The 17,992-nt window shown below is 31.9% G+C and carries 16 protein-coding genes and 1 pseudogene; 6 read left to right on the forward strand and 11 right to left on the reverse strand.

Annotation, left to right across the window (positions count from 1 at the left end; all coding sequences use genetic code 11):
- From FHG05_RS18040 to FHG05_RS18060, 5 genes and pseudogenes are all read right to left on the reverse strand, one after another.
- Positions 1–2,175 (reverse strand): annotated as a pseudogene (locus tag FHG05_RS18040) (SprB repeat-containing protein); the annotation flags it as partial.
- Between the two features lie 40 nt (positions 2,176–2,215).
- Positions 2,216–3,151 carry a methionyl-tRNA formyltransferase gene (locus FHG05_RS18045; protein ID WP_140999531.1) on the reverse strand — a complete coding sequence of 312 codons (936 nt, stop codon included), beginning with the start codon at positions 3,149–3,151 and terminating at the stop codon, positions 2,216–2,218.
- 1 nt (position 3,152) lies between these two features.
- Positions 3,153–4,301, reverse strand: a complete 1,149-nt coding sequence (locus FHG05_RS18050; RefSeq protein ID WP_140999532.1) for an ABC transporter substrate-binding protein — start codon at positions 4,299–4,301, stop codon at positions 3,153–3,155.
- Between the two features lie 69 nt (positions 4,302–4,370).
- A complete protein-coding gene (locus tag FHG05_RS18055; RefSeq protein ID WP_140999533.1) occupies positions 4,371–4,928 on the reverse strand; it encodes a phage tail protein in 558 nt (185 codons plus the stop codon).
- A gap of 28 nt (positions 4,929–4,956) precedes the next feature.
- Complete coding sequence (locus FHG05_RS18060; RefSeq protein WP_140999534.1) at positions 4,957–5,514, reverse strand: phage tail protein; 558 nt, start codon at positions 5,512–5,514, stop codon at positions 4,957–4,959.
- 217 nt (positions 5,515–5,731) lie between these two features.
- Here FHG05_RS18060 and FHG05_RS18065 point away from each other — a divergent pair, with 217 nt between their 5' ends.
- The 6 genes from FHG05_RS18065 (at position 5,732) to FHG05_RS18095 (ending at position 12,653) form a co-directional block, all read left to right on the forward strand.
- Complete coding sequence (locus tag FHG05_RS18065; RefSeq protein WP_140999535.1) at positions 5,732–6,088, forward strand: hypothetical protein; 357 nt, start codon at positions 5,732–5,734, stop codon at positions 6,086–6,088.
- 633 nt (positions 6,089–6,721) lie between these two features.
- Complete coding sequence (locus FHG05_RS18075; RefSeq protein ID WP_140999536.1) at positions 6,722–7,510, forward strand: sensor histidine kinase; 789 nt, start codon at positions 6,722–6,724, stop codon at positions 7,508–7,510.
- A 61-nt stretch (positions 7,511–7,571) separates the two neighbouring features.
- On the forward strand, positions 7,572–8,255 hold the full coding sequence (locus FHG05_RS18080) for a response regulator transcription factor (protein WP_140999537.1): 684 nt from the start codon (positions 7,572–7,574) through the stop codon (positions 8,253–8,255).
- A gap of 173 nt (positions 8,256–8,428) precedes the next feature.
- Complete coding sequence (locus FHG05_RS18085) at positions 8,429–9,628, forward strand: asparagine synthetase B (protein ID WP_232338115.1); 1,200 nt, start codon at positions 8,429–8,431, stop codon at positions 9,626–9,628.
- A gap of 117 nt (positions 9,629–9,745) precedes the next feature.
- A complete protein-coding gene (locus tag FHG05_RS18090) occupies positions 9,746–10,957 on the forward strand; it encodes a leucine-rich repeat domain-containing protein (protein ID WP_140999539.1) in 1,212 nt (403 codons plus the stop codon).
- A gap of 115 nt (positions 10,958–11,072) precedes the next feature.
- A complete protein-coding gene (locus FHG05_RS18095; protein ID WP_140999540.1) occupies positions 11,073–12,653 on the forward strand; it encodes a T9SS type A sorting domain-containing protein in 1,581 nt (526 codons plus the stop codon).
- 46 nt (positions 12,654–12,699) lie between these two features.
- On the opposite strand, the gene rlmF is transcribed toward FHG05_RS18095, so the two are convergent.
- The 6 genes from rlmF to thrS all read right to left on the reverse strand — a co-directional run bounded on the left by rlmF (position 12,700) and on the right by thrS (position 17,767).
- A complete protein-coding gene (gene rlmF, locus FHG05_RS18100) occupies positions 12,700–13,641 on the reverse strand; it encodes a 23S rRNA (adenine(1618)-N(6))-methyltransferase RlmF (RefSeq protein ID WP_140999541.1) in 942 nt (313 codons plus the stop codon).
- Positions 13,642–13,660: 19 nt separating this feature from the next.
- A complete protein-coding gene (locus tag FHG05_RS18105) occupies positions 13,661–14,413 on the reverse strand; it encodes a hypothetical protein (protein WP_140999542.1) in 753 nt (250 codons plus the stop codon).
- A gap of 78 nt (positions 14,414–14,491) precedes the next feature.
- Positions 14,492–14,836 (reverse strand): 50S ribosomal protein L20, encoded by a 345-nt coding sequence (gene rplT / locus FHG05_RS18110; protein ID WP_130736571.1) that lies wholly within the window; start codon positions 14,834–14,836, stop codon positions 14,492–14,494.
- A 105-nt stretch (positions 14,837–14,941) separates the two neighbouring features.
- Complete coding sequence (rpmI, locus tag FHG05_RS18115; protein WP_130736572.1) at positions 14,942–15,139, reverse strand: 50S ribosomal protein L35; 198 nt, start codon at positions 15,137–15,139, stop codon at positions 14,942–14,944.
- 106 nt (positions 15,140–15,245) lie between these two features.
- A complete protein-coding gene (gene infC, locus FHG05_RS18120) occupies positions 15,246–15,797 on the reverse strand; it encodes a translation initiation factor IF-3 (RefSeq protein ID WP_262710460.1) in 552 nt (183 codons plus the stop codon).
- A gap of 29 nt (positions 15,798–15,826) precedes the next feature.
- The gene (gene thrS, locus FHG05_RS18125) at positions 15,827–17,767 is read right to left on the reverse strand and encodes a threonine--tRNA ligase (RefSeq protein WP_140999544.1); all 1,941 of its coding nucleotides are present in this window, start codon (positions 17,765–17,767) and stop codon (positions 15,827–15,829) included.
- Between the last annotated feature and the right edge of the window lie 225 nt (positions 17,768–17,992).

Below are 17,992 nucleotides of genomic sequence, written 5' to 3' on the forward strand. Positions count from 1 at the left end.
TGTAAAGTTTTGAGAAGTTGTACAACCGTTTGCATCAGTTACCGTACACGTCCAAGTACCTGCTGTTAATCCTGTTACAGATGGTGTTCCGTCACCTGTTGGGTTACCAGGTGTCCAATTATAAGTATAACCACCAGCACCACCAGTTGCAGTATTCACAGCTGCAGCACCGTTAGCACCTCCGTTACATGCCACATTCGTTTGAGAAGAAGGAGTTAATGCTAAAGCAGTTGGTTGCGTAATTGTAAAGTTTTGTGAAGCAGTACATCCATTAGCATCTGTTACAGTACAGGTCCAAGTACCAGCAGTTAATCCAGTTACTGAAGTAGTTCCGTCACCTGTTGGGTTACCAGGCGTCCAATTATAAGTATATCCACCAGCACCACCAGTTGCAGTATTCACAGCTGCAGCACCGTTAGCACCTCCGTTACATGCCACATTCGTTTGAGAAGAAGGAGTTAATGCTAAAGCAGTTGGTTGCGTAATTGTAAAGTTTTGTGAAGCAGTACATCCATTAGCATCTGTTACAGTACAGGTCCAAGTACCAGCTGATAATCCTGTAACTGAAGTGGTTCCGTCACCCGTTGGGTTACCAGGCGTCCAATTATAAGTGTACCCACCAGCACCTCCAGTTGCAATATTCACAGCTGCAGCACCATTTGAACCTCCATTACATGCTACGTCTGTTTGAGAAGAAGGAGTTAATGATAAAGCAGTTGGTTGCGTAATAGTAAAGTTTTGAGAAGCAGTACAACCATTAGCATCGGTTACAGTACACGTCCAAGTTCCAGCTGTTAACCCTGTAACTGAAGTGGTTCCGTCTCCAATAGGGTTACCAGGCGTCCAATTATAAGTGTACCCACCAGCACCGCCAGTTGCAATATTCACAGCTGCAGCACCATTTGAACCTCCATTACATGCTACATTCGTTTGAGAAGCTGGAGTTAATGCTAAAGCAGTTGGTTGAGTTATCGTAAAGTTTACCGAAGTAGTACAAGCATTTGCATCAGTTACTGTACACGTCCAAGTTCCAGCTGTTAACCCTGTAACTGAAGTGGTTCCGTCACCTGTTGGGTTGCCAGGCGTCCAATTGTAAGTATATGGGCCTACACCACCCGTTGCAACATTTACTGAAGCTGCGCCATTTGAACCACCATTACACGATACATCTGTTTGAGAAGAAGGTGTAAGAGAGACTGTACTAACATTAATAGTTATAGATCCACAAGTTCCTGGTGTTACACAGCCACCTTCGCCTCTAATATAATAAGTTGTACTTGGTCCAGTTGGAGTAACTACAAAAGTAGAAGAAGCAGTTGTTCCAACTAAACTTCCACCGCAAGAGCCTGTATAAATAGCCCATTGTGTAGCATCATTTAAAGTTCCTGTAATATTTAAAGTAGTAGAAGCACCATTACATACTGGATTCACAGTTGCTGCTAAAGTTGGTACTGTTGGGTTATTACATGATTGTTCAAATAATCGGAAATTGTCTATGGCAATTTCTTGTACACCAGTAGCATTAGAGAAACAGTTTAAACGAATATCTAATACAGTTCCCGTACCCACTATGGCTGCAGAATATTCTGTAAAAATATAATTCAATGAAGGACCATCTCCGATCATATCTCCATTTGTGTCTAAATCTAGAGTATTTGTTGAAGCAGCTGATGCAGCGGGCTCACTACTATAAAATGCAAGCGCTTTTACCCATGCACCACCATCTATACGGTATTCAAATGCAACAAAGTCTTGAGAAGCACCCCAATTGATACCTTGCCATCCTCCTAAATTATTAGCAGCAAAAAAGCCTTTAAATGACAAATTTGTTTTCCCACTGATATTTATACCACTCCAAGTTACTTGTTGGTTCGCAGATATAGAATTACTTGTACAAGTCGGACCTCTATCGATATCTTCAGCAGCCCAAAATTTACTACCTTCAAAACCTGTATATGTGCCAGATTGTAAAGCGATTGAAGATACATCAGTTCTCTTAAAATATGCTGTTGCAGGTGGACCTCCACAAGAGAATTCAGATACTGAAGGAGTTCTAGAACCAGAACTTGGTGCTCCTACATCTTCAAAAGTATCGCTCCAAAACTGAGTTTGGGCATTTCCGTTCCATGAAAGAAAAGAAATGATAAATAAGAGTAAAGTAATTTTTTGTTTCATATTAGTCATTTTTGTGTTAATTTTTATACAAATATACTATTTAATTGAATGCTAAATTCATCAGATTTAATTTTCTATGTAATTGTTTTACAGTTTGTATGCCCTCTTGAGTTTGTAATATTGTAACTGCAATTTGTTTATTATCTGCAGTGGCAATACAAATTTGGTTTTCATCTAAAATTTCAATTATTGTTCCAGGTTGATTTTCATTAGATGATTTGTCGATTACTCTAGCCTCAATTAGTTTAGCGGGTTGTCCTATAAATGTGGTATCAGCACCAGTGTTCCAAGGGTTACAAGCATTTATTAAAGCTACTATTTCAGCTGCATCCATTTGTTTCCAGTTAATGTAAGTGTCTGATAAAGTTGGTTTTTCATAATAATATGCGAAATCTTCATCTTGAATAATACTAGGGATTGATTTAGCGAACTGTAGCATATTTGCCATATTAAGTGCTACTTGTGCTACTCTTTTACTTAATTTAACGGTCAAACTACCATACGTTTCATTATCGTTGATGAGAATAGGATCATTAAAAATAATATTTCCTTCATCGAAATTTGCATTCATGAAATGAGCACAAATTGCCGTATGGCTTTCTTGATTTTTTAGTACTTCAAAAATAGGCATAACGCCTCTATACCTTGGTAATGGACCTGGATGGAAATTAATGAATTTATCCGTACCGTACTTTAAGACTTCTTCAGGAATTAAAAAAGGAAAGGAAATGGAAAAAATGTAATCGGGTTGAATTTCATTAATCCAATCTTTCATTTCTTTTATTTTGGCTTTGTTAGGGAAATGATTGAATTTCATGTTATTGTTGGTACATTCATTTTCTAATGCATCAACAATGTTTTCAGAACCTTTACCAATAGCAACTGCATATAGGAATTTTTCAAATGCTAATAATTGTAAAGCCGGAAAAGCAAATCTACCACCACATAATAAAACTATTTTTATACTATTTTCCATATTATATACACGTATAACTATTATACCAAGCTGAATTTATGTTTTCCAATTGGAAAGAGGCTAGTTTTTCAAATTCTTCTTTATAATTTGTAATTTCGTTTTCTATTTCAATGTCACAATAGCCATTTTTATCAATTATTTTAGCTTCAAATAATGGACTTAATGTTGTGTTTGTTTTGTGATCAAAGGAAATGATACCTCTTGGAGTTTCAAATTGATAGTTTTTCAAATCTGAAGAAATTTCGTGTAGGTTTGTTTTATGAATGTTTAATAGAGAAATTATCTTTTCAACTAGTGCAGCACTTTCCCAACTGATAAGAGAAAATATATTAGGTTTTCTACCTGTTGCTTCTAAAGTTTCAATGAAATGTTGGTTGTGCGAATTTTCAATTTTTTTTGACCAAGCCGTAATTCCTTTAATGTGTTCACTAGCAAATTCTGCTTTTTCGAGCATGGTTTCTTCCATCCCGAATGGAGTTAAATACATTGGTAAATTCTTATTTTTAAATTTTTTATTAATTTCAGCAAAATACCATTGTACAAAATCACCACTAAAGATAGATAATAGAGCTGAATTTGGATATTGATCTAAATGTGATGTTAATGGATCCATGTTAAAATCATCTTCTCTATAACCTGTAGCGTGATTAAAAACAATTTTCCCATTAAAATCTTCAAAACTTTTGCTTATACTGTAAGTATGTAAATAACCTCCATCGTAATAGCCAGTTATTAAAGCTCCTTCACTAAAACCATCATTTATCGCTTTTTGAGCGGAAAATCTTGCTCCTAATGCATTGTGTAAGGAATGGTAAAAAATGTTAGGACAAGTTGGCCATTCATTTGGTAAATTAGCCCCAGCATCTAATACGACTAGTATTTTGTTAGCCGCTAAAAATAAGGGTCTTAATAATTCCGCTGTTCTATGACCAATGTAAGCTACAACTAAGCTAACATTTTCTTCTAATAATAATTTTTCTGCTGCTCGATAACATTGTTGCTTATCTGCTCCAAAACCAATGTTTTCTGTAATGATTTGATATTCTTTTAGTTCTAAATTTTCTAAACTCGATTTAAGACCTTGAAAAATATCAAAGCTAATAGTTTCATAATAAGTGGATCTTGGTAAAAGGATTCCAATTTTTTGCATTTCTGTTCTTATATTTATAAAGGAAACACCTTAACGGTGTTTCCTTTATTTTTTATATTTATAATTGAGTTAATTCCTACTTGGAAAAATTCCTACTGTAGCAATTGAATAATTAATTGTTAAATAAGGATTCATAATGCTAAAAGGAATATTTGAGCCTGTAGGGTCAGTTGAGCCTGTTATTTGTGTACCTCCAGTAAAAATTCCAGGTGATGCTCCTTCACTACTATATATAGCATTAGTTGTGGTTGCTAAAAAATTACCTTCTGGTGAGAGTTCATCTGCATTACCACTGCTTGCCTGTAAATTAACATGAGCATTATTTAAAGTATGTATATGCGATGGTAAATTAGACGAAATAAGTGTTACTGTCGTTTGTCCACTTCTATCTCCTATTGAATGACTAGGTAAACCAGGACCTTGGCCTTGTCCAATAGGCATTCTTCCTTGTAAATCTGGAAGAGCAAAAGTGGTTTGTCCATTACCTCCATAGGCTGTACCAATTAATGAAAATAAAGCTGAATTTTGTGCTATTGAAAGGATTTGACCAGCGCAAAGCATGTATCCTCTAGGTGCAAAACTAAAACCAAAAATTTTAATTTCTCCTATAAAAGGTTCTGTAGACATAATTATATATTTTAAAGTTAAACTCTAATTAATTCCTACTTGGAAATATACCATAAATTGCAATAGAGTAATTTATGGTTAAGTAGGGGTTTTGAATGTTTACTGGTATGTTAGAACCAGTAATATCAGTTGTTCCTGAAACTTGAGTGCCTCCCATATAAGTTCCAGCAGTTGGCCCATTACTACTATAAATGGCTGTTGAGCCAGTAGCTGGAAAATTGCCTTCTGGTGAAAGTTCATCTGCATTACCACTGCTAGCCTGAATCTTAACTTGCATAGCATTTAAGGTATGCACATGTGCTGGAATATTTGAAGTTAAAAGCGTTACATTGGTTGTTCCGGATAATTGCCCCATAAAATAATTTGGTAAACCAGGTCCTTGTCCTTGACCAATAGGCATTCTTCCTCTTAAATCTGGTAAAGCGAAAGTAGTTTGTCCATTTCCACCATAAGTAGTTCCTAATAACGAAAATAAAGCTGTATTTTGAGCGATTGACATGATTTGACCCGCGCATAATTGATAGCTCACCAGTGCAAAATTAAATCCGAAAATTTTGATTTCTCCAATAAAAGGTTCTGTTGACATAATTGTAAAAATTTAATAGTTAATAATATTTCTACTAAAGTAATCAAAATTTGAATAGGTTTATACTTACAAAAATTCATTTTCTTAACACTTTGCTAAATTAGGGTATTCGTTTTAACCACTTACCCGTAAAAATACCTGTTTTATGATTTAGGTAATTATTTATAACTTTTTAATTCTAAATTTGTCTTAAACAAATAACTTAAAATTTTTTATTATGGCAAATGAATTACCACAAGACGTAATTACGTTAGAAACCGCTCAACAATGGGCTACAAATTGGAATAAAAATGGAGCTAATTTCTTGGCTAAGAATGCTTTAAAGGCTTTTTTAATTCCTGCAGCAGACGTAGAAGGAATTATTAATGATGATAAAACGTATCATATAAGAGGTTATTTAGGGCTTGAAGAGAAAGCAGATGGAACTTATGAACCACATATGATGGTAGTAGGCGTTGATAATAATCAAAATGATATGATTGATTATGAAAACGGATACTATATTTATGATTTTACAAGTCCATGTCCAAATACTTGTAATACGGCCGCTCCATTTATTAATGCTGCAAAATAATTTTGTTAGATGTATTAATACATATAGGGAATTTGCTTCTAGGTATTAACTTTATTTTATTTTTTATAAAAATGAGGAAAATATCTAGAGCTATCCTTGTATTCACTTTGTATTTATTATCAATCTTAATTATACAAATTACATCTGTTTATTTAAGAAGTCAATCTACAAATAATCTTTATTTATCCCATTATTATTTTATTCTTCAATTTATATTTTTAAGTATTTTCTATTTAGAAATTATAAATAATTCTTTTCAAAGAAAAGTAATTAAAATTTCTATACCTATTTGTTTAATTTCACTGAGTATTCAATATTATTTTAATGAGGATTTGCTAGTTAAATTTAATTTATTCGAAATTTTTATTACTTCTTTTTTAATTATCATTTTTTCAATGTTTCATTTTTATAACATTTTAAATGAAAAGAGGAAATATTATTATTTAAACACAGGAATACTACTATATTTGTTTGGCAGTACCGTACTGTTTATTTCTGGTAATTTAATTACGAGATTGGATTTGGCTCCTAGCAAAATTGTATGGATATTAAATTCGTTTCTATATATTGTATATCAGTTTTTTATATTATTAGAATGGAGGGAAATTTTTTTAAATAAAGAAAAATCAAATTATGATAAATGATAGAGAACTAGTTTTAGCCATCGTTTATACTTTTATCGCTTTCATTTTGTTGACAGTTTCCATCTTAGTTTTTTTTTATTATTCTAGAAAAAAAATTATTCAGAAAGAAATTGAAAAAAAAGACTTAGAGATTAAGTATCAAAAAGAAATGCTTAACGCTGCTATTCTTACTCAAGAAAAAGAGAGGAAGAGAATAGCTAGAGATTTGCATGATGATATTAGTTCTAAAATAAATATTATTTCATTAAATAGTCATTTTTTAACAGCACCAAGTTTGTCAGAAAAAGAGATAAAAGAAATAACCTCTAATATAATTGAAGTTTCTGCTAAAGTATTAGAAAGTACCAGGAGAATTTCACATGATTTATTGCCTCCTATATTTGAAGAATTTGGCATTCATGTAGCTATTGAAGAACTTTGTTGTGATTATGCAAAATCAAAAGAATTAATCATCAATTATAAAAATGAGTACCAACAAGAAATATTTAATGAAATTGATGTCAAAAACCATTTGCACCTTTTTAGAATTATTCAAGAATTAGTGAATAACTCCATTAAACATGGTCATGCTTCAAAAATTGATATTACATTGGAAAAAAAGAAAAATAAAAGGGTATTAAAGTATACCGATAATGGTAGAGGTTTTAACTTAGAAAATAATACTGCTAAAAAAGGTTTAGGAATGAAGAACATTGAAAGTAGAGTAGAATTTTTAAAAGGGAATTTTAAAATGAATAGTGCTATTGACCAAGGAGTACAAATACATTTAAATTTTTAAAAAAATCAAATTTTGTGAATAAGCTTAGTTATAACAAAGTTTATTAAAAATCTATCTACAAATGAAAACTATAAAAATTATTTTAACAGATGATGAACTTCTTTTTAGAAAAGGAATTTTATTTATGTTAGAACGTGAAAAAAACATTGAAATTGTTTTTGAAGCATCAAACGGAGAAGAATTGGTCAATTATTTAAACAATAACCAAGATAATTTACCCGATATTATCCTTATGGATTTGAAAATGCCCATGTTAAATGGAGTGGAAGCGACTAAGAAAATTCATAAAAAATTCCCAGGCATCAAGATTATTGCCTTAACAAGTTATGATACCAAACCTTTTATTATCAATATGATTCAAGAAGGTGCCTCTTCTTATTTGATTAAAAATGCTTCTCCTAAAGAAATGATTTTTACTATTAATGAAGTCGCTTCAAAAGGTTTTTATTATAATGATTTAATTATGAATATTATTCATGAAGGACTAATTTTTGGTACCAAAAAGACAAAAAGTACTTTCGATGAAGAATATTTAACTACTCGGGAAAAAGAGGTTTTAGAACTAATTTGTGAACAATTAAGTACCAATGAAATTGCAGAAAAATTATTTATTAGTCCAAGAACAGTTGATGGACATAGAAATAATCTTTTGTTAAAGACAGAATCTAAAAATATTGCGGGTTTAGTTGTGTATGCTATCCAAAATAAAATCGTTACCCTCAAAAATATTACCAATAAAATTTAGAAGTCGTATTGTTCTTTATTTTGATTTGCTTTTCAGTGTTTTGTCATACTTTTTATCTCTTTACCAATAGTATTTAGTATCTTTGAAAAAACTATTTTAAATTGAAAAAATATTTTTGCATACTATTTTTATTGTTGTCTTTTTCTACAAAGGCCTCATTTATACTGATACCTATGGAAGCAGAGGGTCAGCAAAACCACTTAAAAGCATATGGTATTACGTATTGGGCTTTGGATAAAAATTACAAAGCCAGTTGGTTGTTAAATTATCGTGGTGGTTCTTTTTTATTACCTGATGATACTGCAATTAGAAGAGAATGTCAAATAAGAGGGGTTACATTTGAAATACTATCAGATGCTGCTGCAAATACTATCTTAGAAGAAATTAGTAGTCCGTCTCAAAATATGGAAACGGTGGTTTTAGAAAAAGCACCTAAAATTGCAGTTTATACTCCAAAAGGGAAACAACCCTGGGATGATGCTGTAACTATGGTTTTAACGTATGCTGAAATTCCTTATACTGAAATTTATGACGAAGAAGTATTAACAGATCAATTGGTTTTATATGATTGGTTGCATTTACATCATGAAGATTTCACAGGTCAGTATGGTAAATTCTTTGGAATGTATCGTAATGCACCTTGGTATATTGAACAAAAAAAGCAAGCAGAAGATTTAGCTAAAAAAATGGGCTATAATAAAGTTTCTGAAGAAAAGTTAGCAGTTGCCATTAAAATTCGTGATTATGTAATAGGTGGCGGATTTATGTTTGCGATGTGTTCTGCAACCGAAACTTTTGATATTGCACTAGCTGCTGAAGGTGTAGATATTTGCGAACCTATGTTTGACGGTGATGCAAGTACTCCAAATTATCAATCCAAAGTGGATTATAATAATGCTTTTGCATTTAAAGACTTTATATTAGAAAGACAGCCTACAATCTATGAGTTTTCTGATATTGATACTTCTAAAGACAGGAATAATAACAATAGAAGAGTCCCTTTTGATAAAGATTATTTTACCTTGATGGATTTTTCTGCTAAATGGGATCCTATTCCAACCATGCTTTGTCAAAATCATACCCAATTAGTAAAAGGTTTTATGGGGCAAACTACTGCTTTTGCTGAGCATACGGTTAAAGCTAATGTTTTAGTACTTGGAGAATGTAAAATTAATGGAGAAGCAAGATACATTCACGGAACCAAAGGAAAAGGAATGTTTACTTTTTATGGAGGACATGATCCTGAAGACTATCAACATCATGTGGGAGATGCTCCAACAGTTTTAGACTTGCATCCTACTTCACCAGGGTACCGACTGATTTTAAACAATGTATTGTTTCCAGCAGCAAGAAAGAAAAAACAAAAAACCTAATCGTACCTTTTAAATTTAATGTATACAGAAAATTAGTATACAAACTTTTGCGTTTCGTCCCAAAAATGAAAACGGTGTTTGTATTTAGTTTACTTTTGATAATTAAATTTAAAAAATATGAAACAAAATTATCTTTTATTATTTCTTTTAGGATGTGTGTGTACATCATTTGCTCAAACCTTTACAGATGGAGGAATAGATTACAATGTTACTTCTAGTGTAGTGCCTCGTACAGTGGAAGTAGGTTCTAACCCTTATTTCTTTAATGATGCCGTAATACCTACAACGGTAACTGATGGAACTTTCGATTATGAAGTAACTTCAATTGCAACTTCTGCTTTTGCAAACAATACTTACATAACTTCTGTGAGTATTCCAAATACGGTTACTAGTATTGGTGATACTGCATTTGCAGGATGTAGTAATTTAGCAACTGTAACTATTGGAAATTCGGTAGCATCATTAGGAGCCTATGTTTTTAATTCGTGTACATTACTTACTACAGTAGTTCTTCCAGATTCAGTTGCCACTATGGGTAATGGAATTTTTTATGGATGTAGTGGTTTAACTTCTGTAACTTTACCAAATGCTATTACAGCCATTCCTAACAACACATTCTATAATTGTAGTAATTTGGCTTCTATAACTATTCCAAATACAGTAGAATCAATTGGGAATTCTGCTTTTTATAGTTGTACGAGTTTAACGGCTCTTACTGTACCAAGTTCGGTAACTAGTATAGGTGAATTTTCTTTTGCACTGTGTTCTGGTTTAACAACTGTAGTATTACCAGAATCGGTTACTACAATTGGAGTATCTGCTTTTGAAAGTTGTAGTGGTTTAACAACTGTAACTATTCCTAGTACAGTAACTTCAATTGGTGATCATGCTTTTTACAACTGTACCAATTTAACTACTGTAAATTGTTATATAACTTTACCCTTAACAGTTAGTGCAGATGTTTTTGGAAATATAACGCTTTCTGCATGTACTTTGAATGTTCCTGTAGGATCAGAAGGGGATTATTCTTTTACAGAAGTTTGGCTTGATTTTGGAACAATAAATGGTACCTTAAGTGCCAATACTTTTGATATTTCTGAAAATATTGAGGTATATCCAAATCCTACTTCTTCTACTATAACTATTGCTACCAATGGCCTTACAAGTGTTTCTTTAAAAGTTTATGATATGAATGGTAGAGAAATGATGAACTGCAAATTATCTGAAATTACAAATGCAATTGATGTTTCCAATTTACAAACAGGTGTATATGTTTTTGCAATAAATTCTCAAGAAGGATCAACTGTTCAAAAAGTGGTAAAAAAATAAACAAAATGTTTTTCAAAAGAGGTTTCAATTATTAGAAGCCTCTTTTTGAATTTTGCTTTTTATTGCCTCTACAATTACTTCACAAAATTACTTTTTAATTAAAAATACTCATTTTATGAAACTTAAACACTACTTATCTGTAGCAGTTCTTTTTGTTCATTTAATTTCTTTTGGACAAGTTTTGGATCAATTCAATACACCTACAGGAACAGGTGGAGGTGGTTTTCTTGTATCGCCTACACAAAACGTAGGGCAATCTTTTATTGCTGGATTAACTGGTAAATTATCACAAATAAGTGTTTTTTATGATGATGATCCTACCAATTTTGTTGCTGGTGAATTTAAATTAACAATATACGAAGGAGAAGGTTATAACGGAAACGTTCTTGCAATACAAAATTTCACATTAAATATAGCACCACCTTATGGTGAATATGCTATACCAATTGAGACTACAGTGAATCTAACTGCTTCTTCAACTTATACTATAAGATTAGATGGTATTACTGGTAATGGAATTTTCTTTGGATCTAGTAATGGGGCGACTGGTACCTATGCCAATGGAACGTTGTATGTTTATAATAGTCAATCTTATTATGAATATGATTTATGGTTTAAATCTTTTATAGCAGCGGCATCTCATTTAAACTTTGATGGCATTGACGATTTTGTAGTTTTAAATCATTTTGAAAGACCTGCTACATTCACTTTTGAAGCGATGATAAAAACAAATACGACTAGTGCAGATGCTTGTTTATTTTCTTGGATGAAGGATGATGATGTTAATACAGGTTATGATTTTAATAGAACTAGAATAACTATTGCAAATGGTAATTTAAGATTAATAGTTCATCCTAATGACGGTAGTGGTGATGATGTAATTACAGGAAATATTACCATAAACGACAATATTTGGCATCATATAGCTATTGTAAAAACGGCAGATGTGAGTAATAATATTTTTTTATATGTAGATGGTGTGCTTGATGCAACGGGTACTATTGATTTAATTTTTCAATCACAAAGTATTTTTCTTGGAGCAAATGGTTATAAATATTTTATTCCACCTGTGACCAATAAAGATAATTCCAAAAATAATGGTTTAAGCGCAAGAGAAATTAATGATTTAACTGAACCAGATGATTTCTATCAAGGGAATTTAGATGAATTACGTGTATGGAATAGGCCTTTATCTCTGTCTGAACTTCAAAACAATCAAAATTGTGAATTAGCAAATCCTGCTTCTCAAACTGGATTGGTTGCTTATTATCAATTTAATCAGGGTGTGGATAGCGATAATAATGTAACGGTAACCACTTTAACAGATGCTTCTGGAAATGGTTATAATGGAACATTAACAGATTTTTCATTAAATGGTGTAACGTCAAATTGGATTGCTGGATCGCCAATTGTTACAGGTAACAATTGTTCGCCATTTTTAAGTGTAACTGATTTTGCTATAAACAACCAATTAAATATTTATCCTAATCCAACTAGAAATGAGGTAACGATTCAATTTAACGCTTTAACAAATCCTCAGTTACAAATAATTGATATGAATGGTAGAATTTTACTGAATGAATCGTTAAATTATTCAAATAACACCTTAAATATTGAAACATTACCATCAGGAATTTATTTGTTTAAAATAAACGCAAATGAAGGTACAGCGGTTAGTAAGGTTATAAAACAATAATATTTCCAAAATATTTCCAAGAGGCTTCGATTTCCGAAGCCTTTTTTTATTCCCAATTAATAATAGCCCAATTTTCTCTTTGTTCTTCATTTAAAAATGTCCAAGCAATAAAACGACTTATTTTATTTCCTTGTTCCATTTCAACAGTCTTAACTTCTAGAGCATTTACTTTTTTCAAATGATTGTAAAAAGGCTTTAGATTTTCTTTTTTTGAAACCAAAGTAGTAAACCAAAGACATTGTTTCTTAAAATGAGCACTTTCATAAATCATATTGGTAACAAATGCAAGTTCGCCTCCTTCTGTCCATAATTCATTATTTTGACCACTAAAATTTAAGACCGGCTTGCCTTCTTTGGCTTTACCAAGATTTCTCAGTTTTCTTTGAGTACCTTTAGTTGCTTCTTCTCTGGAATTATGAAAAGGAGGATTACAAATTGCAAAATCAAATCGATCGGTTTCTAAAATGCAATTTTTAAGAATATTTCTTTTGTTAGATTGGATTCTTAAAGTAACATCCTTTTGTAAAGATTCATTTTTTTCAACAATTTGAGCACATGATTTTAAAGAAGGAACATCGGTTTCTGTTCCTACAAATTGCCAACCGTATTCTGAATTTCCTATAATAGGATAAATACAATTTGCACCTACACCAATATCCAAACCTTTAATACTTCTGCCAGTTGGTATTTTTCCTTGATGAGATGTTGCTAGTAAATCGGCTAAATAATGAATATAATCTGCTCTACCTGGAATGGGCGGACAAAGATTTGTTTTCGGGAAATCCCAAAAATGGACCTTATAATACGTTAATAAAAGACTTTTATTTAAAGCTTTGACGGCATCTGGAAGCGAAAAGTCAATTGTTTCATTTCCATAGGTATTGATAAAAACATAGTCTTTTAATTTAGGATATACTGCTATTAGTTCTTCAAAAACATAACCTTTATTATGTTTGTTTCTAGGATGTAATTGTTTTTTTGTTTCCAAATGGTAAAATGTAAATAATTTAAAGTATAATTTTAGACTCTAAGGAACCTAATTCTTTGAAAAGATCTTTTGTATTTAAATCGATAAACCGAATACCTTTACTATAAGTAAATGGAAATTCTTCTTCAGTAACATCCATTTCTTCTGTCATTGTATTGGTTATTTTAATTTTTACAAGATTAGTATCTACTAAGTATTCTCTTTCAATTTGTGCACCTGCACCTGCATCGTAAGTGGAAAAATGATCGAGTACTAAATCATCATTATTTACTTTAAAATCTAAAAATGTATTACCACAAGGTCCGTAACAATACAAATCGATTTTAAGTTGTTGTTGTTCTATTTTTATTTCTTTAGAACTATTGGTATGTGCATTCGTAAAAAAATATTCTTCTGTAATAATAGAACGATTATGTGCCATCAAAGTATAATTTGTGCTATTTTTTTTGAAGACTAAGATACTTTCAGAAGGTTTCTCGTTTGTTTGATCTTGTATTATGGCTACTGCATCCTCTAAACTATCGTTGTCTAATTTTCCAAATGCGACATGGAGTATTTCTATTTTCTTTCCTTCAAATTCATTTTGAATAAGAGTCAAGAGTGTTTGAGGAATTTTAAGCTGAACGGTATCTCTAACGGTAATTTCAACTTCTTGGTTTGAGATGGTATCAACAGTGGTTTCAGTAAAATGATCAGGAGTATGTGTTGTGGTTTCTTTTTTGCAACTAATTAGAAGCAGTGTAAAAAGAAAAATTGAAAGTAGCTTTTTCATTTTTTATTCAAATATAAACAAAAATCCCAATCAAAAGATTGGGATTTCTATATAAGTAAGATAAACTGGTTTGACGTATTATTTAATTTTTTTAACGATAGCTGCGAAAGCTTCTTGGTGATTCATAGCTAAATCTGCAAGAACTTTACGGTTCAATTCGATATTGTTAGCTTTGATTTTACCCATGAATTGAGAATAACTCATTCCGTGTAATCTTGCACCAGCGTTGATACGCATAATCCATAAAGCACGGAAATTTCTCTTTTTTTGCTTTCTGTCACGGTAAGCATATACCATTGCTTTTTCTACCGCGTTTTTAGCTACTGTCCAAACGTTTTTACGTCTTCCAAAGAATCCTTTGGCTTGTTTTAATATTCTTTTTCTTCTAGCTCTACTAGCTACTCTATTTTTTGCTCTTGGCATAATTTTAAATGTTTTTTGTAGTAAGGCGGTTTTTAAACACTTTTGAATTGTACTTTCAATTCGCCCACTCCAGGGTTATTAATTTATTTTAACCTAAACAACGAATTAAATAATATTCAATTGTTGTTTAATACTTTTCTCATCTGTTTTGTGAACCAAAGTAGAATGAGTTAAAGCTAATTTACGCTTTTTAGATTTTTTAGTCAAAATATGACTCTTAAAAGCATGCTTTCTTTTAATTTTTCCAGAGCCAGTAACTTTGAATCGTTTCTTAGCACTAGATTTTGTTTTCATTTTAGGCATTTTCTTCCTGTATTTAATTTATCTTACTTATTATTTTTTTGAGTTGGCAAAGCTAACTCTTTATCTTTATAATTAGTCATGAAATAACTAATAATTTAAGAACATTTTATTTTGCCTTTTTCTTTGAAGCTAAATACATAATCATACGCTTACCTTCTAATACTGGTAATTGTTCTACTTTACCGTATTCTTCTAATTCTTGTGCTAAACGCAATAAAAGAATTTGACCTTGTTCCTTATAAATAATAGAACGTCCTTTAAAGAATACAAAAGCTTTTAACTTAGCTCCATCTTGTAAAAACTTAATGGCATTTTTCTTTTTAAACTCGTAATCATGCTCGTCGGTTTGTGGACCAAAACGAATCTCTTTAATAACAACTTGAGATGATTTCGCTTTAAGCATTTTTTCACGTTTCTTTTGTTCGTAAAGAAACTTACCATAATCCATTAATTTACAAACTGGAGGCTCCGCATTTGGAGAAATTTCTACCAAATCTACTTCTTGCTCTTCTGCAAGTCGTAAAGCTTCATTGATTTTGTAAATACCAGGTTCAATGTTTTCACCTACTAAACGTACTTCAGGAACACGAATTAAATTGTTAATTCGATGTGCTGCTTTTTTTTCTTCGCGAGGTTTGAAACCTCTGTTGTTTCTAATTGCTATGGCTTTAAAAATTTAAGTTAAACTTAGAATTGTTTTAATGTTTTGTTTATTTCTTCTGTAACTAATGCTGCAAATGCCTCAATAGTCATAGTGGTATTAGATTTTCCATCGTCCCCATGTCTTCTTACAGAAATCGTACCATTTTTCTCTTCTTCTTCACCTACAATCAACATGAAAGGGTACTTTTGCGTTTCTGCTTCACGAATCTTTTTACCAATGGTTTCGTTTCTATTGTCTAATAGGGCGCGAATTTCGTGATTTTCTAGCAAATTTAAAACTTTTTCGGCATATTTTTCATATTTCTCGCTCAAAGACAAGATAATAGCTTGCTCTGGCATTAACCAAATTGGGAAATTTCCTGCTGTATGCTCTAGTAAAATCGCTATAAATCGTTCCATGCTACCAAAAGGCGCACGGTGAATCATTACCGGTCTGTGTAATTCATTATCACTACCCTTATAGGTTAATTCAAAACGTTCGGGTAAATTATAATCCACTTGAATTGTTCCTAGTTGCCAACTTCTGCCTAAAGCATCTTTAACCATAAAGTCTAATTTTGGCCCGTAAAATGCAGCTTCACCTGGTTCAATTACATAATTCAAACCTTTATCTCTTGCAGCGCTAATGATGGCATTTTCTGCTTTCTCCCAATTTTCTACACTTCCTATATATTTATCTGGATTGTCTAAATCTCTCACAGATACCTGAGCTGTAAAATTTTCAAATCCTAAAGAACCAAAAACATAAAGTACTAAATCAATTACATTTTTGAATTCAGCATCTAATTGATCGGGTGTACAAAAAATATGAGCATCATCTTGCGTAAAACCTCTTACACGAGTTAATCCGTGTAATTCTCCACTTTGCTCATATCGGTAAACAGTTCCAAATTCGGCATAACGCTTTGGTAAATCTTTATACGACCACGGACGCGCGTTGTATATTTCACAGTGGTGCGGACAGTTCATAGGTTTTAATAAAAACTCTTCTCCTTCAGCTGGTGTGTGAATCGGCTGGAAACTATCTGCTCCATATTTAGCATAATGACCAGAAGTAACATATAATTCTTTTTGGCCAATATGAGGAGTAACCACTTGTTCATATCCTGCTTTTTTCTGTGCTTTTTTCAAAAATTGCTCTAAACGATCGCGTAAAGCAGCTCCTTTTGGTAGCCATAATGGTAACCCTTGTCCTACCTTTTGGGAAAAATGAAATAATTCTAATTCTTTTCCTAATTTACGATGATCTCTTTTTTTGGCTTCTTCTAATAATTGAAGGTATTCAGTTAAATCTTTTTGTTTAGGAAACGAAATTCCATATACACGTGTTAATTGTTTGTTTTTTTCATTCCCTCTCCAATAAGCACCTGCAACAGAAAGAATTTTCATAGCCTTAATGATTCCTGTATTTGGAATATGACCGCCTCTACATAAATCCGTAAAAGTAGCATGATCGCAAAATGTAATCGTGCCGTCTTCTAAATTCTCAATTAATTCGGTCTTAAATTCATTGTCCTTATACATAGCTAAAGCTTCTGCTTTGGAAACCGAACGCATTTTGAATTCATGTTTTTCTCTTGAAATTTCTAAAACACGATCTTCTATTTTCTTAAAATCAGCATCTGTAATCTTTTTATCCCCAAAATCAACATCATAATAAAAACCATTATCAATTGCAGGACCAATAGTTAGCTTTATACCAGGATATAATTCTTCAAGCGCTTGAGCCATAACGTGTGAGGTAGAATGCCAAAATGCTTTTTTACCTTCATCGTTATTCCAAGTATATAGTACAAGAGAACCATCGGTGGTTAGTGGAGTAGAGGTTTCAATGGTTGTACCATTAAAAGAAGCTGAAATTACATTTCTTGCTAAACCTTCGCTTATGCTCAAAGCGACATCCATAGGAGTTGTGCCATTTGCAAACTCCTTAACCGAACCATCCGGTAAAGTAATCTTTATCATTTGTTAAAATTTAATGAGGTGCAAATATAATACAATAGAAAAACAAACACAATATATATAGGTATACTATTTTATTAATTTTCAGGAGCACTGCTTTGTTGCTATAAAGGAATGTATTCCCGCTTTTCGTTTTATCTTTTTATTTTTTGGTATAAAAATAAAAAGGATGCCACTACAATCGGGGCTATTAGAGTGGTTTTGTACTTTATAAGCTGTTTTGTTTTT

Source organism: Flavobacterium profundi, assembly GCF_006491645.1.
Classification (GTDB): domain Bacteria; phylum Bacteroidota; class Bacteroidia; order Flavobacteriales; family Flavobacteriaceae; genus Flavobacterium; species Flavobacterium profundi.